The sequence below is a fragment of the Flavobacterium sp. FG19 genome, from assembly GCF_057809475.1.
On record NZ_JBMDKA010000013.1, the window covers coordinates 89,554 to 112,145 of the forward strand.

Annotated in this window: 23 protein-coding genes; 13 read left to right on the forward strand and 10 right to left on the reverse strand. The window is 39.2% G+C overall.

The features are described 5' to 3' along the window. Window positions 1-21: 21 nt before the first annotated feature. From ACODST_RS14325 to ACODST_RS14340, 4 genes are all read right to left on the reverse strand, one after another. On the reverse strand, window positions 22-2,526 hold the full coding sequence (locus ACODST_RS14325; protein WP_488932798.1) for a TraG family conjugative transposon ATPase: 2,505 nt from the start codon (window positions 2,524-2,526) through the stop codon (window positions 22-24). Beyond that, on the reverse strand, window positions 2,523-2,855 hold the full coding sequence (locus ACODST_RS14330) for a DUF4133 domain-containing protein (protein WP_488932799.1): 333 nt from the start codon (window positions 2,853-2,855) through the stop codon (window positions 2,523-2,525). Before ACODST_RS14330 ends, ACODST_RS14325 begins: the two co-directional genes overlap by 4 nt. Before the next feature lie 9 nt (window positions 2,856-2,864). Beyond that, a complete protein-coding gene (locus ACODST_RS14335) occupies window positions 2,865-3,170 on the reverse strand; it encodes a DUF4134 domain-containing protein (protein WP_488932800.1) in 306 nt (101 codons plus the stop codon). 189 nt (window positions 3,171-3,359) lie between these two features. After that, entirely contained in the window at window positions 3,360-4,136 is a 777-nt protein-coding gene (locus tag ACODST_RS14340) for a LuxR C-terminal-related transcriptional regulator (protein WP_488932801.1), read from the reverse strand. Window positions 4,137-4,324: 188 nt separating this feature from the next. Between ACODST_RS14340 and ACODST_RS14345 the strand changes: the two genes are divergently transcribed. From ACODST_RS14345 to ACODST_RS14385, 9 genes are all read left to right on the forward strand, one after another. After that, window positions 4,325-4,723: a hypothetical protein gene (locus ACODST_RS14345; RefSeq protein WP_488932802.1), complete on the forward strand. Its 399-nt coding sequence runs from the start codon at window positions 4,325-4,327 to the stop codon at window positions 4,721-4,723. Between the two features lie 10 nt (window positions 4,724-4,733). Beyond that, a complete protein-coding gene (locus ACODST_RS14350; RefSeq protein WP_488932803.1) occupies window positions 4,734-5,357 on the forward strand; it encodes a hypothetical protein in 624 nt (207 codons plus the stop codon). A 3-nt stretch (window positions 5,358-5,360) separates the two neighbouring features. Continuing rightward, on the forward strand, window positions 5,361-5,948 hold the full coding sequence (locus tag ACODST_RS14355; RefSeq protein WP_488932804.1) for a hypothetical protein: 588 nt from the start codon (window positions 5,361-5,363) through the stop codon (window positions 5,946-5,948). After that, complete coding sequence (locus tag ACODST_RS14360) at window positions 5,945-6,496, forward strand: hypothetical protein (protein ID WP_488932805.1); 552 nt, start codon at window positions 5,945-5,947, stop codon at window positions 6,494-6,496. The genes ACODST_RS14355 and ACODST_RS14360 overlap by 4 nt, the downstream gene beginning before the upstream one ends. A gap of 126 nt (window positions 6,497-6,622) precedes the next feature. After that, window positions 6,623-7,231 carry a toxin-antitoxin system YwqK family antitoxin gene (locus tag ACODST_RS14365; RefSeq protein WP_488932806.1) on the forward strand — a complete coding sequence of 203 codons (609 nt, stop codon included), beginning with the start codon at window positions 6,623-6,625 and terminating at the stop codon, window positions 7,229-7,231. Window positions 7,232-7,253: 22 nt separating this feature from the next. Next, window positions 7,254-7,760, forward strand: coding sequence for a hypothetical protein (locus tag ACODST_RS14370; protein ID WP_488932807.1), 507 nt, complete (start codon window positions 7,254-7,256; stop codon window positions 7,758-7,760). Between the two features lie 7 nt (window positions 7,761-7,767). Beyond that, on the forward strand, window positions 7,768-8,289 hold the full coding sequence (locus ACODST_RS14375) for a hypothetical protein (RefSeq protein WP_488932808.1): 522 nt from the start codon (window positions 7,768-7,770) through the stop codon (window positions 8,287-8,289). Between the two features lie 9 nt (window positions 8,290-8,298). Continuing rightward, window positions 8,299-8,724, forward strand: a complete 426-nt coding sequence (locus ACODST_RS14380) for a hypothetical protein (RefSeq protein WP_488932809.1) — start codon at window positions 8,299-8,301, stop codon at window positions 8,722-8,724. Between the two features lie 9 nt (window positions 8,725-8,733). Then, complete coding sequence (locus tag ACODST_RS14385) at window positions 8,734-9,183, forward strand: hypothetical protein (protein ID WP_488932810.1); 450 nt, start codon at window positions 8,734-8,736, stop codon at window positions 9,181-9,183. An 8-nt stretch (window positions 9,184-9,191) separates the two neighbouring features. On the opposite strand, the gene ACODST_RS14390 is transcribed toward ACODST_RS14385, so the two are convergent. Genes ACODST_RS14390 through ACODST_RS14400 form a run of 3 tightly spaced genes read right to left on the reverse strand, consistent with a single transcriptional unit; the run spans window position 9,192 to window position 11,009 of the window. Further along, window positions 9,192-9,827, reverse strand: coding sequence for a conjugal transfer protein TraD (locus ACODST_RS14390; RefSeq protein ID WP_488932811.1), 636 nt, complete (start codon window positions 9,825-9,827; stop codon window positions 9,192-9,194). A gap of 4 nt (window positions 9,828-9,831) precedes the next feature. Then, window positions 9,832-10,230, reverse strand: coding sequence for a DUF3408 domain-containing protein (locus ACODST_RS14395; RefSeq protein WP_488932812.1), 399 nt, complete (start codon window positions 10,228-10,230; stop codon window positions 9,832-9,834). A gap of 11 nt (window positions 10,231-10,241) precedes the next feature. Beyond that, window positions 10,242-11,009: a ParA family protein gene (locus ACODST_RS14400; protein WP_488932813.1), complete on the reverse strand. Its 768-nt coding sequence runs from the start codon at window positions 11,007-11,009 to the stop codon at window positions 10,242-10,244. 695 nt (window positions 11,010-11,704) lie between these two features. Between ACODST_RS14400 and mobA the strand changes: the two genes are divergently transcribed. Together mobA and mobB are read left to right on the forward strand one after the other, a co-directional pair. After that, window positions 11,705-12,142, forward strand: coding sequence for a conjugal transfer protein MobA (gene mobA, locus ACODST_RS14405; protein ID WP_488932814.1), 438 nt, complete (start codon window positions 11,705-11,707; stop codon window positions 12,140-12,142). A 2-nt stretch (window positions 12,143-12,144) separates the two neighbouring features. Beyond that, complete coding sequence (mobB, locus tag ACODST_RS14410) at window positions 12,145-13,431, forward strand: conjugal transfer protein MobB (RefSeq protein ID WP_488932815.1); 1,287 nt, start codon at window positions 12,145-12,147, stop codon at window positions 13,429-13,431. 65 nt (window positions 13,432-13,496) lie between these two features. Here the strand turns inward: mobB and ACODST_RS14415 are convergent, their stop codons facing one another. Then, the gene (locus tag ACODST_RS14415; protein WP_488932816.1) at window positions 13,497-13,784 is read right to left on the reverse strand and encodes a hypothetical protein; all 288 of its coding nucleotides are present in this window, start codon (window positions 13,782-13,784) and stop codon (window positions 13,497-13,499) included. Between the two features lie 185 nt (window positions 13,785-13,969). On the opposite strand from ACODST_RS14415, the gene mobC reads away from it, so the two are divergent. Then, on the forward strand, window positions 13,970-15,988 hold the full coding sequence (gene mobC, locus ACODST_RS14420) for a conjugal transfer protein MobC (protein WP_488932817.1): 2,019 nt from the start codon (window positions 13,970-13,972) through the stop codon (window positions 15,986-15,988). 186 nt (window positions 15,989-16,174) lie between these two features. After that, window positions 16,175-16,567, forward strand: a complete 393-nt coding sequence (locus tag ACODST_RS14425; RefSeq protein ID WP_488932818.1) for a hypothetical protein — start codon at window positions 16,175-16,177, stop codon at window positions 16,565-16,567. A gap of 25 nt (window positions 16,568-16,592) precedes the next feature. On the opposite strand, the gene ACODST_RS14430 is transcribed toward ACODST_RS14425, so the two are convergent. Both ACODST_RS14430 and ACODST_RS14435 read right to left on the reverse strand, forming a co-directional pair. After that, window positions 16,593-22,004, reverse strand: coding sequence for an N-6 DNA methylase (locus ACODST_RS14430; protein WP_488932819.1), 5,412 nt, complete (start codon window positions 22,002-22,004; stop codon window positions 16,593-16,595). After that, entirely contained in the window at window positions 21,991-22,428 is a 438-nt protein-coding gene (locus ACODST_RS14435; RefSeq protein WP_488932820.1) for a DUF1896 family protein, read from the reverse strand. The genes ACODST_RS14430 and ACODST_RS14435 overlap by 14 nt, the downstream gene beginning before the upstream one ends. Between the last annotated feature and the right edge of the window lie 164 nt (window positions 22,429-22,592).

The following is a 22,592-nucleotide window of genomic DNA, read 5'->3' on the forward strand; positions in this document are numbered from 1 at the left end:
TAATTTTTAAGTTGTTTTAGATTATTGATTTTCCTGCTCGCGGCGTCTTATGGCAATCTGCTTGATGGCGAGCTCAATATTTCCGCCAAGTGCAGCCGCAAGCTGCATCACTTCCAGTTTTTCGGTCTCTTCGGTGGTGTAAGCCAGATATTCCTCAAGACTGACTTCGGTGGCATATACCCCTGAGTGCGTTCCTCCCAATCCGATCCAGACTTCCTTATACAGGCGTGATGCGTCGTTGTTCATGTTGATGGAAAGCACCTGCGCTTTTTCCTTGTCGGTCAGCCCCAGCATAGCTTGTATATCATCAAACTTGTTCATGTATTTGCGCTGATCCAGAAGGATCTTGCAGTCTGAATTGTTGATGATGCTTTCCTTGACGATGGGCGACTGGATAATGTCGTCCACTTCCTGGGTCACTACGATGGCTTCTCCAAAGAATTTTCTCACGGTCTTGAACAGGTACTTGATGTAATTTGCCATTCCTTCCTTGGCAATAGCCTTCCATGCCTCCTCAATCAGGATAAGCTTTCGGATGCCTTTAAGCCTTCGCATCTTGTTGATGAACACTTCCATAATAATGATCGTCACAATTGGGAAGAGGATCTTATGCTCCTTGATGGCGTCAATCTCAAAGACGATAAAGCGCTTGGAAAGAAGGTCCAGCTGTTTGTTGGAATTCAGCAGGTAGTCATACTCGCCGCCTTTGTAATAAGGTTCCAGGACATTCAGGAAATTGGCTATGTCAAAGTCTTTTTCCCTGACCTGCTTTTCGTTCAGCACGCTTTGGTAATCCCCACTAACATACTCGTAGAAGCCATTGAAGGAAGGATGGGCATCGTCGTGCTTGATCTTTTCGATATAGCCGCTCACGGCATTGGAGAGTGCGACTTCTTCGGAGCGGGTAGGAGGCTCGTCATCACGTTTCCATAAGGTCAGGATCAGCGTTTTGACGCTTTCCCTTTTTTCGATGTCAAAAATCCCATCATCTGTATAGAATGGGTTGAAGGCAATAGGGTTGTCTTCTGTATAGGTAAAATACACTCCGTCTTCGCCCTTGGTTTTTCCTTTAATGAGCTCGCACAAACCCTGATAAGAGTTTCCAGTATCCACTAGCAGGACATGCGCGCCCTGCTCATAATACTGCCTTACCATATGATTGGTAAAAAAAGACTTGCCGCTTCCCGAAGGGCCAAGTATGAATTTGTTGCGGTTGGTAATGATGCCTCGTTTCATGGGCAGATCCGAAATATCCAGATGAATGGGTTTGCCCGTGAGCCTGTCGGCCATTTTGATGCCGAAAGGCGATGGCGAATCATGGTAATTGGTTTCCTGGGTGAAAAAGCACAAAGCGGGTTCTATAAACGTGTAAAAGCTTTCCTCGCTGGGGAAGTCCCCTGCATTTCCGGGCATGCCTGCCCAATACAGCGTTGCAGTATCTGTTGTATTGTGCCTAGGCTTGCATTCCATAAGGGCCAGCGCGCTTCCGCAGTCATTTTTGAGCTGTTTGAGTTCGGACGGCTCCTCAGACCATGCCATGATATTGAAGTGCGCCCTTACAGAGGACAGCCCAAAAGAATGCGCCTCATTTAGATAGCGTTCAATCCATTCTTTGTTGATCTGGTTGGCGCGGCTGTAGCGTGCCAGAGAGTGCATGTTTCGGGCGGATTTTTCAAACTTCTGTAGGTTCTCTTCACTGTTGTCCAAAAAGAGATACTGATTGTAGATGTGGCTGCAATCAAGAAGCAACCCTACAGGAGCTGCAAAGGACAGGCGGCAGTCGCTGCGGTCGGTGGAGAGTTTCTCATACCTTGTATCAGCCGATACAGATGAAGGCAGATCGTCGGTGTCCGAGAGCGTGTGCAAGCAGAGCCTTTTGTTTCCCACACGTACCTCTTCGCTGCCCAAGGCGATATCCTGCAGTGGCGTCCCTGTTTTCTGTGAAAGGGTCAGGTACTGTTCGAGCAGTCCTGATCGGTCTTCGGATCCCATTATATCCTCTTCGCTCATGCGGCGGATTTTGACATATCCGCAATCGTTTATAATACGCTCAAACTGCGCGACTGCTTCCATGAAATGTTGGACTGCTTCCTTGTCCCTGATTTCTTTAGGTATAAGTACACCTTTGCAGAGCGAGGAGAAATTGCTCTGCATCCTCATTCGTTCTTTACTGGTCTTGGTCAGAAACAGGTAGCAGTAATGATTCAGGAACGGACGCTCATTAAAGTGCCTCTGATAAGACCTGGACAGAAAGCTCTGGTCATCCTTATTCATTTCAGGATCATAGTTCTCGCTGATATACCAGTCCTGTTTATGAACGATCGTAAAATCCGGAAGGGTCTTAACGGCCTTATGCCAGGCAGAATGAATAGCTTCATATTCAGACGAAGCGACCGTAAAGAGCTCAGGCAGAAGGACTTCAAAACAGGCTGTAACATCCGCATCCTTGGAAAGGATACAGTTATTTTCCACTGCAAGCAGCGGAAATCGTCTTTCCAGTGTTGTGGTTTTGGCTGTATTTCTCATATGATGCTTGATTTAGCGGTCAACCTCAAATAGCGTCGTACAGGCTTGCGGCAAATGATGTAACGGGGATGCCTTTTCTTAGCACCCATTTTCATAAGACCGTGTTCCCCGTAATTTCTGTTAAGCGAGAAAGTCTGCCAGACAATCAGCGAGGCGCCGCCCGTTCCTAGAAAAAGACAGATATAGGAACCAGTCCCGGCCATGTATAAAATCATAACCAGGATAAGCATTGCAAGCAGTCCGCCTGCGAAGATAAACAGGTACTGTGCCTTGAGCCCCCTGAACTCGACCGTTCTCCCGATGCCTTTGTTGATTTTGTAAGTATTCATAGTGCAGGGTTAAAGGAAGAAGGATCGGAGGATGGTGGCCGCGACAATCAGAAATATGCAGGCACCAAACCAGCTTGCCGCTGTTTTTGAGGTATCGGGATCCCCGCTGCTGAATTTGTTGTACACCTTAACCCCGCCAATCAGCCCCACTACAGCTCCGATAGCGTAGATGAGCTGGGTGGCAGGGTCAAAGTAGGAAGTAACCATCTGGGTGGCTTCTGTAATACCTGCTGTTCCATTTCCCTGAGCGGAGATCTTTAAGGATAAAAGCAGTAAAGTTGCTGCCGGCAGGATTTTTTTTCTTTGTTTTTCCATGATTAAACACTTTAAATTATTGCTTTATCCCGCAGTATGCGGGCTTTCGCGACAAAGGTGTTTTAGAAATCAGGATGAGCCGGCAATAAGGTTTGTAAAGGAAGTATTTGGCAGTGAGTGGTTATGATAATAAAAAACAAAGGCTGTATCGTTCGATACAGCCTTTGTTAGGTGAAATTGAAAAAAAAATTAAATCCAGCCCTCTATGATTGATTTTGAGCCAAGTTCTGCCAGAGAACTGCATTTAGATTTTGATAAAATATTTTTGCGATGTGAGTTTATTGTGTGTATGGAAAGATTTAAAATTTCGGCAATCTCAACGGTGCTTTTTCCATCTAAGACCAGACGCAGTATATCTTTTTCCCTTTTTGAGAATAGATCTTTTATCGGCAGTAAAAGGCTGGAATGGGTATTTACATTGTAGAAAGATGGTTCGCCTTCAAGACCTATAAACGATAATCCCGATCCTATGCTGCCGGTCTTCAAGTGGGAGATGTCTGTCTGTATGCCCAGCACCCTTATTACAGCTCCGTCATCGGTGCTTTGAATTGTAACGGTCTGCATAAGCACCCAGATATAGGATCCATCGGTTTTCCGGAGTCGATAGTCATAAATTACTTTGTATCTGGTAACCTGCTCAGGCTTAAGATTATTAAAAAACTCAGTTACTTTCTGCTCATAGAGGATAAATCTTTCCTTGTCATCAGGATGCAAATTGTCAAAGATATATTTAACAGTGAACTCGGAAACATCACTTAATTTCAGAATAGGAATTATTTTTTCACTGATAAATTCCATTTCGGCGTTTGCAGTGTTGAAAATGTAATAATAGAAGTCTCCTGCCTGGAAAATGTCAAGAAGCTTTTTATGCACTTCAAGCTCAAACTTGGAATCGATTTTTCCATCGTGGTTTTTCGCAATCTGAAACCACGTTTTTTTCATCTCGTCAAATTTCACGATTTCCATAAGTATTGTCAGATTAGCCGGTTAATTATTTCAAAAATACAAAATTTCATAAAAAATTCACTACCATTAGCGATTGTTTGGTTTTTAATGCTGCCATAATTTTACGGTTATAAAAAATGAATTATGAAAACATTGGCTAAAAATCAAAATAGATCTTTTAACTAAAGCAACAGCAAAACCGAAGGAGTATGAAAATAAAATTAAAGCACGCAATCCTTGTCTGTTTCATTATGTTGGCAGGAAATGGATTTGCCCAAACAGCAAATACAAACGATACGGTTGTACAAGACTTTTTAAAGTCAGGCTTAACTGTTGTTAGTGTAGAAAATTTTAACGGGACATTGACCAATCTGGCTTATGAAACAGATTTTGTGTACGATAAAAACATCTATTTCATTTATTCTACACAGCCTTATCCTGGAAAATATAGAGCATTGTATATTATAAGACCTAAACAATTTAAGATTTTGGGATTGGACAATCAATTTGAAGGGACTTCTTCCCCTTTTTTAATTGTTGGCATTCAATTAAAGAATCCGGGTTATAAAATTGTAAAAATGTCATATGTAACTTTTGTAGAACCATAAAGAAAATAAAATGAAAGCAAATCAAAACATCGGAAACTGGAGTGCTGCTGTAGATAACACTGGCAAAACTCCACAAATTGTAATTAACGGAACATTCCCAACATTTGGGCAAAAACCTTTGTATCACTTAGAAAAAAAAGATCCTCCAAGTATAGTGGATACAGAACTTGTGCTTACGCTAATCTTCGGGACCCTTGCAAATACAGAAGGTTCTGTATTCTTTTCAGTAGAAAGATCTTATCCCATTGAACATACTGATAAATATAAAACTGTACTGGTGGTTGACCAAAATGAAAGAACTATTGCCAACATTACGGTGACGGCTGTTAATGATAAAATTGTAGGTGAAAGCCTGCACTTACAGCCTTATCTTGAAGTTATCAAAGGAATAGAAATTTTTCGTAACTCTTTGAAAATAAGAGTGCCGTCAAATGGGCTTACCTCAAAAGAGAGTTTCAAGATAAACATTGTTAAAGGTTTTACAGGACAGCCTCCATTTCTGTTAGAAATAATTCGCACACAACTCGATTATGGAAAAGCGTTTTTACCAGAAGGTATTGTTATAGAATACTCTCCAGAAGAATTGGATGAGGAGTTTTTCTCAACTTATAAATTAGCAAACCAAATAGGATAGTTTATGAAATTCATATTTTCAATAATACTTCTCTGTTTCTCTGCTAAAAATTCCGCTCAGGTAAAAATTCCAAATTATGAGTGCGAACGCACATCTGAAACCTATAATGGATACGGGAAATTATGCAGTGCGTTGGAACATTGGAGTGAAGTAGAAGATGAAGAATCTCCTTATTTTTATGAATATGAAGAGGAAATGGCGAGATTGGCAAAAGTCGATTATGCAAAAGATGGTGACCAACTATTTGTTGCAAAAATACAAGCCTATTTTGCCAAATGCTACAAATGTATTCTGTGCAGTACAATAAGAACGCACAAGGTAAATATTCAACTGTTAAAAGTAGCTGTAGCGATCGGGAACATAGATTTCTTGCGACGTGCCGTTACGGTTTTTAAATTTCCTCTTGATGTGATAGATGAAATTGACGGTATGAATATTATGGATTATGTATATGAAGAAAAAGATTATTGGGATAAGAAATTTCCGGGTTCAAAAGAGCAAGAATTAGTAGCAAAGATGTTTGATATCGTAAAACAAGGCGGCGGAAAATATCATAAATATCAGCATCTAAACAATACTTTTAAAAAATGAAAAATGCTATCGCCCTTTTTTTGCTTCTTCAATCTTTTTTTGCATTTTCCCAAACTTCTGAAATCGTAAAAATTTTGAATTTACAGTTGAAAAAAGAAACAAAAGCTCAAAAAGAAGACCTTGGGAATTATAATGCAGAAAAATTTGAAGTGCAGAAAAATTTCAGCATTAAGGACAGCATATTGACAATTACTGCCATAAATTCTGAGGGAAAAGAAGTGGGAGAAATGCAGACTACAATGAAAATCCTGAGCATAGAAGTGAAAAAGAAAAGTGATTATGGGGAAGATTTCTACACCGAAAGACAGGAAGTAGATTTACAAAAAATAAAAGCCGTGGTAAAAGATATCAATGTAATTTTTGAAACCGAACCCGATGCAGTAAAAATTACCCAAACCAAAGAAAATGGAGAAAAAAGCATAAGAACAAGCGACATGTTTTTCCTTCAGCTGTCTTATGAAAAGCAAAACGAATATTTAGCAGAAGATTTGGTAGAAGCTTTCAAAAAGGCGAAATATGCAATACAAAAGGGATTTTGGCATGATTAAAGTTTTGGGTCATAAATCAGTTCAAAAAAACAAGGTTTCACTTCGTTTAATATTCAATTTCCGCAGGAATATAAATAATTATTGAACAAAAAAGTTATGGAAAGTTCAATTAAAATCCTATTTCTTATGAGTTTCTTTATTTCTTCGGGAACTATTTTCGCACAAGGTGCAGAATCTTTAGAAGAAAAGAACCCTTCGGAACGGAAATTTGATATTGATTCTGATGAAGATTTTCAGGAAGGATTTATTATGACGCTAATGTATGGCGAACAAAACAGGAAAGTTTATGACAAAACACAAATAATAAAATCTGACCCAAAAACTTACAAAGAATATAAGGAATACTACAGCGGAGGAAGGTTGAAAATAGCAGCCTGTCAAAATTTTGTAACAGGAAAACGGGACGGAGATTACATAGAATATTATTACAACGGGAAACCGAAATTAGAAGGCTTTGCAATAGATGGGAACTGGGCTGGAAAAGTAAAAGGTTACTATGATAATGGAAAAATCTATTACAGTGGTCATTACGATAGCGGAAAAAAATTCGGCCGTTGGGAATATTTTGACGAAAACGGAAAAGCAGAAGAATTGCAAATGTATGCCCCAAATGGAAATTTGATAGCATCCGTTAAATTAAATGCTGACGAATTATACGAAGGCGAAAAGAAAGTTTATGAAAATGGACGTTTGGAAACCATAGAGCATTACAAAAACGGAAAAAAAATAGATTGATAAATAGTGAAATTCATGAATTATGAAGCATTTAATTAAAACCGCAGTTTTATTTGTATTCCTGATTTTTTCGGGGAATACCGTCGGACAGACTACTGTAGCTCTCGGACAAGAGCTTTTGGGAAAAGAGTATGACTATGTCATAAAAAAAATAGATTCAGACAAAAGAGAATACAAAGTCGAAAAATTTGACAATGAGCGAAGGATTGTTGAAGAATATGTTGAAAATAAAGACAGAGGCAGTGTAAGTAGAAATTTTTATTTCGTGAAAAGAGGAAAGCAAATGATTTGCAACGAAATAGAGGTCTACAGCCCAGAAGAATTCTACGGTTCATTATGGAAGAGCGCAAGCGTAGCTGATGCTCTAAAAAATGGATATGAAAAAACTAATTATGTGCAGTCCTCATTTGATGTACCTGTTTACAAGGCAAATGATAAATATTTCAAAAATAATCCTCATTATGTAATGTTGGTTCCTAGTTTAATTTTAAGTTTTTACCTTGATACGTCAAGTTTTAAAATCAAATAATTTTATTATGAAAAAATTAATTAAAACCGCAGTATTATCTGCATTCCTTGTTTTTTCGGGGAATGTTTGTGCACAAACTTATTTAGGAATGGAGTATGATGCAGCTGTAGAATACTTTAAGCGCTATACAAACAAGGCTTATGAAAACCTGCAAGAAGACGATGGAAATTATTGGATTATAGAAAGAGATATGGATATGTATGGTAATTTAACAGGAAATGTTAAATACTATTGGTTTAAGCCAGACGACGATGGGAAGTGGATAGTGGTAATGGAAGAAGCCGAAAGTTTTGGCGATAGTTCATATAAAATTAAAGACGATTGGTTTATGAGAAAATATGAGAAAACTAATTATTCCTATATGGAAGAAGTGGCTGAAAAAGTTTATGAAAAAATACCTGTCTACTATCAGAGAGGGACTCATGAATACATAAAAGCACACTATATGGCGTGCATTAAAATTAAAGCGAATGACGGTTCGTTGACAACAAAATTCAGGTATTATCTTAATGATAAATTTTTTAAATAAAGATAATTTATGAGGACGTTATTTCTATTATTTTTTCTGATTTCATTTCAGGCAAATTCCCAAACCTCTAAAGTTGTTGACAGTTTGTTCTTGGTGAAAAGTTATTTGCTGGAAATCAGAACGACTGTCAATTCCAAAGAAAAGCCACAACAATTAGAGAAATTAGACCGTCTAATTAAATCGGCAACCACTCAAAAAGACTTTTTCAATAGAAATATCATAAAAATTCTAGATAACAAACAAGAAATGGCGAAACTGAAATCTTCGCTCAATTTCATTCTGCAATCATTAGTTTTGTACAAATCAGACATTTCAAATGACAATGATGGTTTTTCGGAAAAGAAATATCTCAATCAAAATATTCCGCCATTGGTAGACAAAATCATTTATCATTGCAAAAGATATGAAGACAAAGTAAAATTTGAGACCTACTAAGAGTAAAATATGAAACAAGGCCGTTTCCAAGATGAAAACAAAAAAATCTCCGAATTTTGGACGGATGTTCTTGTGGTTTGCCCAAAATGCGGGAAGAAAGCTTTTGCAAGAGTAGATTACGAAAATAACTCGGCTCGTTTGTTTTGTGAAAATTGCGGTTACAATAAACAGAAAACGACCGAAGTGGCTGTTTTTGGGCATTCAGGAAATTGGCAGCTGCCTGCAGGTTCTTATTTCGGTGCAGAGCTTTGGCTGAAAGCGTCTTTCAAGAATAATGTCTTTTGGGCTTATAATCTTTCCCATTTGGAATATCTGGAAAAATACATTTCTGCAAATCTAAGAGAGCATAAAGACAGGTCGCATTTTACATTGCTTGAAAAATTGCCAAAGTTTTATCACGAAGCAAAAAACCGTGAAGCTCTTTTGAAGATTATCTTAAAGTTGAAAAGTCTTCTTTAAAACCAATCTCACACAAACTCCCCAATGTCAAAATCATTCAGATCACTTTTCCGCATATAGGAAAAACCGGATTCTTTTTCAGAAGAAAGGCTCCCGTCCAACAGCTCTGCTATTTTACGGGAGGCGCTTTCCATGGAATTTTCCAGCAGACTGAATAATTCGGTCCCCTGTATTTTCTGAACTAAAGCTATCGCTGTTTCCCTTTGAGAGAGCTCCAATCTGTCTTTTTGAAGCATCATCCCCACGGAGCTTAGTTCCTCGAAGGTAACCCCTTGGGCAAAACCGTTATCTGCGCCGGATATTCCATACCCATTCCATTCTTCTTCTTCCTGTTCAAAATCAGGCATATCACTGAAAACTTCATCAAGTTCTTCCTGCGGAATTTGAATACCTTCGTTTTCATTTTCGTCGTATTCTATGTCTAAATTACCATGATTTATACCTTCCTCGTCGACTTGGCATTCATTGGCAGGGTTTGGAATTAAAAAGCTCCTTTGCAGTTTGGGCTGTCCCATAACATCAGGTAAATTTGGATTGGCTTTGTCCTGCACCACCTCTTTTTCCGATTTGGTCATAATAATGATCTTGTCTTGCAAAAGCAGGGCAATGACTATTAGCAGGCAAATTACAATTACTATTTCCATAGCTTTATAAGATGGGTTTAAAATGTTCGTTGAAATATTCAGTAATATCATGTCCAAACTCCTTAAAGTGATGTTCCAGTATGTTGTCAATATAGGAGTAGAGGGTGGTCTTTTCTTCCCTTGTCAGCTGCACAATTCGGATTAGTCTTTCGTGATATTCCGGACGTATGTAAACGACCTTGCCGTTTCGGCCCGATGGAAAGCGGTTTACCAGAAATATCTCTTCATAATCCATCTTTTTTGACGAACTGCTGCGGGCTTTTAGTCTTGTTTCTTTCTGCATTTCCTGCTGGGGATCAGCTTGAGGTAAAGCAGAAGACTGATTGCCGCTCATGATATTCATGATTAATTCTTCATCAACAGCAGACTTCTCGAAATCTTTTCTTCTCTTATCTAAGGACATGCTTAACAATTTTAGAGATTAACAATTTTTAAAAACTCCTCAACAAACAAATCCAATCTGGTTGCTTTCATCAGCTGTGGTTCGGCAGGCAGCAGGCTTGAGCGAAATACACTGTTTGGGGTATCATCGGTTTCTTTCCTAAAACGTTTGCTGTCCATAATTTTTGATGCCATTACCGATAAATCAAGCTCGTTAATGATATTTTGGTACGCCTGGTATATTCCTGTTTTTTCGCGGCCATCTACCTGATTCCAAAACATCAACATTTTTTGATGCTTATTGCTCTCTGCCGTTGCCGGCAAACCGACGAATGCTTTAGTAAAGCTCAACGTACTTTCCATAACCAGACGGTCAGCGCTGATTGGAGAAAAAATAAAGTCCATTGTTCTTAAGGTCGTCAGCACGCCTTTGGTGTTGGCGGTGCCAGGCAGGTCAAAAAAAGTGATGTCCGGCTCTACTGAGGATTGATCTACATATTGCTGAGCCTTCAGCAAGGCATCCTCGGGTTTACAGCTGAGAATCGGATATGCCTTCTTATTGATGCTTTGATAAAGCCTCATTGCTGCTTTTTTATGGTAATCATTCTGCATAATGGTTTTCATATCCCTTTCTCTCATATTGGCTAAACTGTGCTGCGGAAAATCACAATCCATTACAAGTACATTAAAGCCCAGACGGTAATGCAGCACACTTGAAAGCAGCGCGGTCATAGTAGATTTTCCAACTCCTCCTTTAGGCGTTGAAAAACTGATTTTTAAATTTTTCTTTTTTGTTTCCATTATTTACATTTTTATTGTTGTATATCTTATCTGTTTGGCAGGTTTGAATATTTCTATTTTTAAGCAGTACCTGTCTGCCCTTTGCCAGTATTGTAATTTTGTAAATTCCCATGGTTGTTATTTGCCAGCATTACTTCTTGACGGGGAGTATTTTTTAGCTTACTGCAAACTTTTTGACTGGTAAATTGTTTTACCAGTTTTATGCTTTTACATTTTTAAAGTTTCATGCTTTTAAAATCTTATGTTTTTATTCCAAATTGCGTGCATTCAAATACTCCTTTATTTTTTATAGGAATACATTTTTTAAAAGCTGCACTAAAACTGTATGGCAAATAAACCGTTTGAATCTGCGCCTGATTGATTTATGCGAGCCTTTGGCTGTTATTAACATCGTTTGTCCCAGTGCCGTATAGCGGCACTGTTATCCGCAGTACTTTACTTTGCAGAATGATTTTTTATTAATGGATTTATGCAAAAGCATCGTGATAGAATGGAGGCAGTCAGAACGGCAGCACGCCGTTTTTCCCTGTTACATATAATCCGTCCCGAAGGGCGGATTTTTGTGTTCACCAGAACACGGCAAGTTGTGTTTTGAGGCACTCGAAACTGAGTTCGTGCCTCAAAACAACTTGCCCTGCCGGGAGCTGGAAAAACCTTCCGAAGTCAGGTTTTTTTGCAGAATAAATAGATTTAAGATGAAAGATAAAAACAACACTAAAGCGGGCAGAGGAGGCAGAAACCCTAAAATTGACCCCAGCATATACAGACATGTTTTCCGTCTGACCGAAAAGGAAAATGCCAGACTTTCATCACTCTATGAGGCGTCTGGCATGCACAATAAAGCAAAATTTATTATATCGCTTTTGTTTAGCCGGGAAATAAAGACTGTTTCAATCGACAAGGGAACTGTAGATTTCTATATGAGATTGACTTCGTTTTATAGTCAGTTTCGGTCGGCAGGTGTAAATTATAATCAGGTTGTAAAGCTCTTGTACCGCCATTTTTCAGAGAAAAAGGCTGCTGCATTTCTATATAAACTAGAAAAACAGACTGCTGAAATGGCGATGCTGTGCCAAAAAATTATTCAGATTGCCGAAGAATTTGAAGAAAAACATCTGAAAAAAAAGCCTTAAAGATGATAGCAAAAATTTCAAAAAGCGCAAATTTATACGGAGCATTGGCATACAATCAGCTAAAGGTGGAGAATGAACTTGGAAAAATTTTATTTGGAAATAAGATTATTGAAAATGCAAACGGCCATTATTCCGCTTCAGAATTAGCCCAGTCTTTTGCCCCCTACCTGATTGCCAACCGTAATACAGAGAAGCATACACTGCATATTTCGCTCAATCCAGACCCGAATGACAAGGTAAGTGATGATAAATTTCGGGAAATTGCAGAGGAATATATGCGGGAAATGGGTTATGGGCAGCAGCCTTTTATCGTATTCAAACATACCGATATTGACCGCAGCCATATCCATATCGTATCGGTCTGTATAGATGAGCACGGGAAAAAGATTTCGGACAAGTTCGAGAAAATGCGGTCTATGGATGTTTGCCGTGAACTGGAAAACAAACACGGATTAATACCCGCAACCGATAGGAAGCGCAAGCAGAATGACAAGGTTTTCCATCCGGTCAATTATAAAGCGGGTGATGTGAAAAGCCAGATTGCAGCTGTTATCCGTCATCTGCCGAATTATTATCAATATCAAACTTTGGGCGAATACAATGCCTTGTTATCCCTGTTCAATATCACCGCCGAGAAAGTGCAGGGTGAATTTCACGGAAAAATGCAGCAGGGTTTGCTTTACATTTCTTTGAACGAAAAAGGAGAAAGAGCAGGGCATCCGTTCAAGGCTTCACTTTTTGGAAAGAACGCGGGACTTCCGGCTTTGGATTTGCATATTGCCAAAAGCATTGAAAACTTAAAAGACCACCCGGCAAAGCCAACCATTAAATCTGCCGTTACTATCGCCCTTGAATTAACAGATAACGAGCTGGCTTTCAAAAAGCGGTTAGGCGGACAGGGCATCAATGTCGTGGTTCGCAGAAATCAAACAGGTCGCGTTTATGGTATCACTTTTATAGACCACAATTCCAAAATCGTCTGTAATGGTTCACGTTTAAGCAGGGATCTTTCTGCAAATATCTTTAACGATCACTGGAACAATAACATTAAGCCCACCTTCAAAGAAAATGTGGAATTAGAATTGAAAATATCCAAATCAAATGATGCAGATCTTCCTGAGAAGGAACTTCATTACTTATTTAATTTTCTAAATGATGATGAAAAGAACCAAGACATTTTGATTGAAGTTTTGGGCAGTTTACTGCCTGAAGCCCACTCTGAAGATTACGAGGAACAGTATTTTGCCAATAGAGTGAAGAAGAAAAGAAAAAAGAGGACAGGCAGATAAGGATAAAATCAAAGCTATCCGAAAAGCCGCTGCTTTTATCGGATAGCTTAGTTAGAAAAAGAAAGCTAGACTAAATTCCAGTTTTGAGCCACAAAATTATTGAGCTGGTCTCTCATTACAATGCTGCTTGCCTGAGGGAGTCTTATTATTCTCTCTACCTTTTGAAAGCTTGCTTTGGTTTTAGGAACCTGATAGTTCTTTACAAAAGCATCGCAGAAATAGACTACTTCGTAGCGCTCTTTTTTATTTACGCGTTCCCTGTCACGAATAGCCGTGTAATTGGGATTGTCGCCGTTTGTGGTCGTGTTTACATAATCACGATTGACTAAGTCATTTTCATCAAATTGTACCATATCTATGAAATTTAAATTTCCCTAAAATTAAGAGCTTTTAAAGAGCGATAATTACGGTTTTCCATAAGCGCAGCTCAAATTTTGAAAAATCAGTCAGTCACTGCCATTTTAAGCCATTTTCGGCTACTTTCAGGCAAGTAGCTCTTCTCGCATTTAAATTCATAGATAATCTTAAATGTTTTGATATGCAGGGAGAAGATGATTTAAGAGGACTTGCCAAAATTATGGCTTTTATGCGGGCAGTAAGTATACTTTTGGTACTGATGCATCTTTATTGGTTCTGCTATGCTTTCTTTTTAGAAAAGACATGGACACTGGAAGTGATCAATAAAATACTGATCAATTTCGATAGAACTGCCGGTCTGTTTTCCCATAAACTTTACACCAAGACATTTGCTCTGGTTTTACTGGCCTTAAGCTGTTTGGGAACAAAAGGCGTAAAGAATGAAAAGATAACCTGGAGTAAAATTTATGTGGTTTTAGGGATCGGTTTTGTGCTGTTCTTTCTCAATGAACCTCTGTTAAAGCTTTCTCTTGCAATTGGAACATTTCTTTATATTCTCACTATCTCATTGGGATATATTGCCTTATTGATGGGTGGTGTTTGGATGAGCCGATTGCTTCACACTAACCTCATGGAGGATGTTTTCAATAACGAAAACGAGAGTTTCCAGCAGCAAACCAAACTGATGGAAAATGAGTATTCCATAAACCTTCCTACTAAATTTTACTATAAGGGCAGATGGAACAATGGCTGGATAAATATAGTAAATCCTTTCAGGGCAACAATCGTGCTGGGTACACCGGGCTCGGGAAAGTCGTATGCTGTAGTAAACAATTATATCAAGCAGCAGATAGAGAAGGGTTTTAGTATGTACATCTACGATTTCAAATTTGATGATCTTTCCACCATTGCATACAATCATTTATTGAAACATCATAATAAATACAAAGTCAAACCTAAATTCTACATCATCAATTTTGATGACCCAAGAAAAAGTCATCGGTGCAATCCCCTTAATCCTGATTTCATGACCGATATTTCCGATGCCTACGAAGCGGCATATACCATTATGCTGAACCTTAACAGGTCGTGGATACAAAAGCAGGGAGATTTCTTTGTGGAAAGTCCGATAATTTTGCTGGCAGCGATCATCTGGTTTCTCAAAATCTATGATAACGGTAAACACTGCACATTTCCGCATGCTATTGAGCTTCTCAACAAAAAATATTCAGATGTATTTACTATTTTAACCTCTTATCCAGATTTGGAAAACTATCTTTCGCCGTTTATGGATGCATGGCAGGGTGGTGCACAGGACCAATTGCAGGGACAGATCGCATCTGCAAAAATTCCACTGTCAAGAATGATTTCCCCGCAGCTCTACTGGGTTATGACAGGCGATGATTTTTCGTTGGATATCAATAATCCTAAGGAACCTAAGATATTATGCGTAGGCAATAATCCCGACCGCCAGAATATCTATTCAGCGGCACTAGGATTGTACAATTCACGTATTGTAAAACTCATCAATAAGAAAGGCCAATTGAAAAGCTCGGTTATCATAGACGAGCTGCCCACGATCTACTTCAGAGGGTTGGATAACCTAATTGCAACTGCAAGAAGCAACAAAGTGGCGGTTTGTTTGGGGTTTCAGGATTATTCCCAGCTTACAAGAGATTACGGTGACAAAGAGAGTAAGGTAATCCAGAACACCGTGGGTAATATTTTTAGCGGACAAGTGGTTGGAGAAACAGCTAAAAGCCTTTCGGAACGTTTTGGGAAAGTGTTGCAGAAACGTCAGAGTATGAGCATCAACCGAAACGACACATCAACCTCAATATCTACACAATTGGACAGTTTGATACCGGCATCAAAAATATCTACCCTGACCCAAGGTTTTTTTGTTGGTTCTGTATCGGACAATTTTGACCAGCGAATTGATCAGAAAATCTTTCATGCTGAAATTGTTGTGGATAATGAAAAGGTTGCTTCCGAAACTAAAGAATATCAAAAAATACCCGATATATTATCTTTTATTGACCAAGATGGGCAGGACAATATTAAGAGAACAATCGAGTCGAATTACAGACAGATAAAAACAGATATTGTACTGGTGATTGAAAACGAGCTGGAGCGTATAAAAAACGATCCTCAATTACAGCATTTAGTGCAAAAGGATGAGCAGAAAGGAGATAAGTAAAGCTGTTTTATTCAAAGTTAATAAACTGAGTATGATTATACTTTCCTGACTTTGTGTGAGTTATAAAAATATTATCTTTGCCTCTCTAATAAGGAAGGCACTTTTTAGGCTGATCAGCGGCATAAAACAGAAGCAGTCTGAGGAAGAGATTTTTTTTTAATATTTAATAAGATATAGTTAAGTGGTATGAAAACAATTCTATTTTTTATAATTTTTAGTTTAGCTTCAATCCCTGTACTTTCTCAGAGTACAGCTGGTGCACCTGTGCAAAATATATCTGCAGATAATGATCTAGTCTATCGTCTTTTTGCAACCCGAAATATGTATACATTTATTAAATTGGATACTAGAAACGGTCAAATGTGGCAGGTTCAATGGAGCACTGAAAGTAAATCTAGGTTTGTAAGTACATTATCGGATATTTCTAGAGCAAGTAAAGATCAGGAAAAGAATGGCAGATTCTTTCTTTATCCGACAACAAATATCTATACTTTTATTCTGCTTGACCAATTTGACGGAAGAACATGGCAGGTTCAATGGGGTAATCAGGAAGAAAGAGCAGTTATTCCAATATATTAATAGATTCAATTTAAGACGGTTCTTATTAAACCTTTACTTTGGGTGAAGAGCTTTGCTGTATTTGAATATCATTGTTTTCATTTTTTTCTTCCTGATTATTGTTTTCGGTTGCAGGTGTAATTGATAATTGAATCTTTCTCTCAACAGCGGCAATTTCAGTTTTTAACTCACTTAGACGGTTCTCCTTAGGCCAGTTAGCGTTTATCAGTTCCTGGAGAACCGGAAGGTCTCTTTGTATTTCTGTAATCTTCTTTTTTTCCTGCTCAATATAACCGGGCAATTTCTCCAGTGCGTTAAGGAAGTTCATAACCGACAGCTTTTCATCTTTAGCAATTAAGCCATTTTTGTAGCTATATTTGATATTGCCTTCGCCTTGTATAAAAAATCTGTTTAGCCGCATATCCAGACCCTCTTTTTCCGAAATTTCGGTTTTAACCAAAAGGTCAAAGCCGTAAAGAGTACCGATTTGTTCATACTGCCCTCCGGTACGTGCTTTCTGGGCAAGCTCAGTGAGTTTTAAGCCGATTTGTTTGATATCGGCATCGGGCGGTAACTCCTCCAGTATAACAGGATTGGCAAGAGTGCCGTCAGAACCCTTTTGTATGCGCAGCTGCAAATTCTCCCAGTCGAGGCTCATGCGATCAAAGCGGGATTTGGCTTTGTCAAGTTCTGCTGAATAGTCATCAAACTTATACTTGGCACTGAATTTAGAACGGTTGAAAGACTGTTTTTCGCTTTCGAGTCCGGCAATCTGCTTTTCCAGTTTGGCTTTATCCAATAGGTCTGTATTTCCTGAAAGGATAGCCACATATTCAGAGAAGTTCATCCCTGATTTTTCGTCCATACTGCCCTCATCAATAGTCCGTTTGCCAAGCTTGTTGTTTTTTAACTGGTCTATGAACAGCTGTTTATTGTATAGCAGGTTAAACTTATAGCTGTCCAATGATTTTTCTACGGCATAGATAATCACATCTACTTTGTTACCAGCAAAAAACTTGGCAATCTCATTGCCTTTGCGAACAGCTCTGCCGTCTCTTTGGGCAAGGTCGCTTGGACGCCAAGGCGTATCGAGATGATGAACGGCAACGGCTCTTTTTTGTGCATTTACACCGGTCCCAAGCATACTGGTTGAACCAAATAGCACACGGATTCTACCCTCGTTCATCCCTTTGATGAGTTCCTTGCGCTGCCTGTCATTTTTGGCTTCTTGAATAAAACGGATTTCGTGTCCGGGTATGTGGTGGTCATCCACGAGTTTACGCTTGATTTCAGAGTACACATTCCATTGGCCCGGCTTATAGGTTCCCAAATCAGAAAAAACAAACTGAGTTCCTTTTTGTGCGTGATACTGGTTGTAATATTTAGCAATGTTTGCGGCACAATGCGAAGCTTTGTTATCGGGATGGTCTTCGTAACTGCTGTTTACCATTCGCATATCCAAAGACATCTTTCGGGCGTAGTCCGTAGCGATGAGCATTTTTGCCTTTTCTTCTGATGGTGACAATGGTTCTCTTCCCAATAAAGAGGCATTTCCCGATTTGGCGAATTCCATCAGTTTTTGGATAAACACTTCCTGCTCCGGAGTAGGCGGTATATTATAAAGTACTTCGTTCTTATTCGGCCGGTCGATGCCGATATCCTTTGCGGTGCGATAATCCGTGATTTCAGAGTAGAATTGTGCCAGCTCCGGCACTTTGATAAAATAGCGGAAACGTTCTTTAGCTACGATATTATTAGCTACTGAAAATTCATAATCGGTCGTTTTTCTTGCATAGATGGCAGCCCAGGCATCAAAGGAATGGATGCCCTGTTTTTCCATTGCTCTTGGCCTGAGGTATTTGAATAGTAAATACAGTTCGGTCAAAGAATTGCTGATGGTGGTTCCTGAAAGAAAAGTTGCTCCCATATCTGCATTGATACGTTCCTGAATGGTGCGGATTGCAAAGAGCAAATTGATTGCCTTTTGACTCCCGTCCACATTGCCTAATCCTGCAACCCTTGAATGCCTTGTATTAAACATCAGGTTTTTGAATTGATGGCTTTCATCCACAAAAAGATGGTCTATCCCCATCATCTTAAAATCTACCACATCATCTTTACGATTTTCAATATCGTGCTTTAAGGTCTTGAGTTTGACTTCGAGGTTTTCTTTTCTCTTGATTACCCCAGCAAGCATTCCCCTGGTCACTTCCTTTCCTTGCGCTTGCAGGGCATCGAGGTTGCGCTCTACGCTGTCTAGTTCAATTTCTAAGATTTCTTTCTGTATTTCTGGCGATTGGGGTATCATGCCAAATTGGTCGTGCGTGAGGATAATACAATCCCAATCGTTGTTTTTAATATCGCCAAAAATGCGCTGGCGTTTTTGGGGTTTAAAGTCTTCTTTACCGGGGAATAGTATTTTTGCATGTGGATAAGCAGTGCGGTAGGCTTCGGCAATTTCGTGCACATTACTTTTCAGTCCGATCATCATAGGTTTATGAGCTAATCCCAAACGTTTAATCTCTTGTGCTGCCGTACACATTAAGAGTGTTTTCCCTGCACCAACTTCGTGGTCACAGATAGCTCCATTGTTCATTTTTATCATCCAGACCGTATCCTTTTGGCTGGAATACAAATCTTCAATTCCTAATGCCTTACGGTCAAGGGCTGGAAAATCCTGATGTGTTCCATCATAATTTGGGCGAACAAAACAGTTAAACGTATCATTGTATTTGTCGGTAAGCATTGTTTTAAAATCATCATTTTGAGAGTGAAGCCAGTCTGTAAAAGCGTTACGGATTTCATCAATCTTAGTATTTGCCATTTGTATTGCTTCCATATCTCTTACCTTGATCTCTTGGTCGCCGACCATCACTTTTTTGGTAATATCAGGCGTAGTATTTACAAGGGCGTGTTTAAGAAGGATGATCCCGTCAAAAGTGCGGCTTTGAGCTTTAACTGCGTATTTATCCCATATATGAACATTCTTTTGTTTGCAGCTTACAGAGAAATCATCAGAACTATCTGAGTAATTGATGTTGACATCCGTATCAAAAAGATGTGTAGCAAACCGGCCATAAATACCAGTAGGGATCCAGCGTTCGCCGAGGTTAAAATCCAATTCTTCAAATTCGATACGTCTTGGACGGGCTTCTTCTAATATGGCAAGGCTTGATTTGGCCTGGGCATCATCGGCATTATTTTCCAGATATGCTTTTACTTCCTGGGCTTTTTCCACTACGTTGCCTGCAATCCAGCGTTCGGCTATTTCGTATTTTTTTTGCAGAGGATTGAAATAGATGCGGCCGTTTAAAGCTTCTCTCAATGTATCTTCCGTCATAGCGCTGATTTGAGACATATAGTCAAAATTTACAGCTCCGTATTTGTTGAGCGAAGCCGATAGTGCTTCTTCGGGATTATCTGTTGTTATGGTTGAGGTAGAAAAACTTACAGGACGACTGAATATATCGGCTTTGTGTACCACGCCGCCAATGACACGCTCCAGATAAGGGATTTCCCTTCCAGAACTGTCAGTTTTGATGAGTTTGATATTATCGGCACTGTTGAGGTTTCCATAACTTTTTACAAAGGCATCATATAAGTGATTAAGATTTTCTCTTTCTTCTTTGTGTTCGGTCTGAAGTTTCGCCTCGTTGATGTAAAGATCTTGATAAATATCCCGTAGCGCTATATAGTCTTCGGCTCTTGATTTTTGTGATGCAGGCAATTGTAATGCGGTAAATAGTGCAGTACCATCTGATGTATCTATATCTTGCAGATGACCGACCCAGCCATTATCCACCACAAGACAATCATTTCGGTGGAATGATCGCAGTTCACCACCATAGGGAGCAGGTTCAGGAATGGTATTGATTGCTGTGATGGGAACAGCGGGATTATCCGCTTGTTGATTCCCATTAACTTCCGAAAACAAGTCGCCCACAGCTGACTGCTTTTTATTGTCTATTTGTGTTGTACCATCTCCACTTATATTGTTTTTTGGCTTTGTATAAGGCTGTTGCATCATACTGCTAAACAAGCTTGTTTGGCGGTCCGTTTCAAGGCTTTTTTTGTTAGTGGTCTGCTTTTTGGTTTGTGTAGGCCTTTTCGATGGAGATACCGCCATTGCAGGTTCACCCGCATTTTCAAATAGATCAAAAATGCTCAATTGTTTTAATTCCTTTGGATTTTTTTGCTGCATTACCAGTTTTGGTACTGGCTGTGTTTTTTCATTCGTATTTAAAGCTTCGAGTATCGGAGGTGTTGTCTTTGGAACAATCGGAATTTGGATAATTGATTCAATGTTAAGCCTGCCTTTGTACAAATCTAAATTCAGGTGTCTGTCAAAATTATCCCTAAGAATCTGTTCGAGGTCTTTGGCAATTCCGGAAACTCCGTCTTTGTGCATATAAAGTAGAGCAGGTTTTCCGTATGGGTCGGTATCTAATTTCTGTTCGGTATGTACAATTCTTGTTTTGTCCTGAAAGATTGCATTGCCAGGCGTATTGTACTCCGTTTGTTTGCTTTGGCAAAAGAGTTCTTCGATTTTGGTCAGGTTTTTTTTTGCTGTGTTTTTTTGCAGAATAATAAGATCACTGCCAACCTCTGTACCTGCATAATCTGTAAACAAGTTGTTAGGCAGGCGTACAGCCGAAATCAAATTATTTTCCTGCATCAATGCCCTGCGTATCGTTTCATTCTTTGGGCTGTTGAGAATGCCCTGCGAAGTTATGTACACTAACAGGCCGCCTTCACGCAGCATGTCAGTACCTTTCAGAAAGAAGTAATTATGTATGCTTCGTGCTGCCTGCACTTTGGATATGTCTTTGCTTCTGGAGTAGGAAAGGTCAAATACGGATGTGTCTCCGAACGGAATGTTACTGGCAACGACATCATAACTGTTTTGGTCCTTTTCTGGGATTTCCTCAAAACCGCTCACGCGGATATTGCTTTTGGGGTAAAGCTGTTTTAAAATCTTGCCTGTCAGCAAATCTTTTTCATAAGCGGTTACACTTTGCCCACTTTCTGAAAAGGATTGAATAAATGAGCCGATTCCTGCGGATGGTTCAAGGAATTTATTAATGTTCAGACTGTTTTCACGCATCACAGAGGAAACGGCATTTATGATTTCAGGCGGTGTGTAGAAAGCCGTAAGTACGGAACTTTTCATACTGTCTACATACCTTTGGTACTGCTTTTTGTCTTCTGCATTTTCTTTGAGCAGTTGATGGAGTTGCTGTGTGATTGGGAAAAGGTCGTGTTCTGTCTTTTTCCAATTATTGATATCTATATCACTTGCTATGGGTTTCAATATGAATTTAAGACCGCCAAATCCGCTGTATTGCATCATTAACAGTCTTTCGCCCGCGGTGGCTTGCCGCTTCTCATTTTCCAGCTTAAAAGCAATTCGAAGAGCATCAATATTCAGCTGGAGATGCTGCTTTTTAATGAAGCCCATTTTCCTGTATCCATATTGCGATGGTTCCTGTTATTTCGGTATAAAGCAGGTCAAACTCATGAGTGTATGCAAAGTTATCTGTCAGCTCATAACGGGAGAAAACAGGTGTGCAGACTGGAAACATTTTCAAGGCAAATACTCGAAGTTCCTCTTCTGTCATTAAGGTATCAAACTCCTGGCATACGACCTGAAAAACAGTGTCAAATCTGGAGAAATGCAGATTTTCAAAAAGGATGAAATTTGCTGTTTCGCTGCATTGCTCAATGGAATTTCCTGAATTAAAGGCACTCTGATAAGCGTTCGCGGCAAATAAGGAACGCTCTTCGATAAACTTTTGGTCACTAGCTTTTTCGGGGAAGCTGAAGTTTAATAATTCTTGAAGTCTTAAACTGAAATAGGATAGGTCATTTTGCTTTGCATCCATAATCTAATTTTGTTTATAATTTTACTTGAATTGTAAAAGTATAGCTGTAGATAAATGCTTTTGGAGAAGTGGCAGGATTTGGTTTTGAAAGATGGAATTTGGCGCAATACTAGATAGCCGGGAGGAATTAATTTGTATTTTTGCTGTTGAATGATGATTAATGT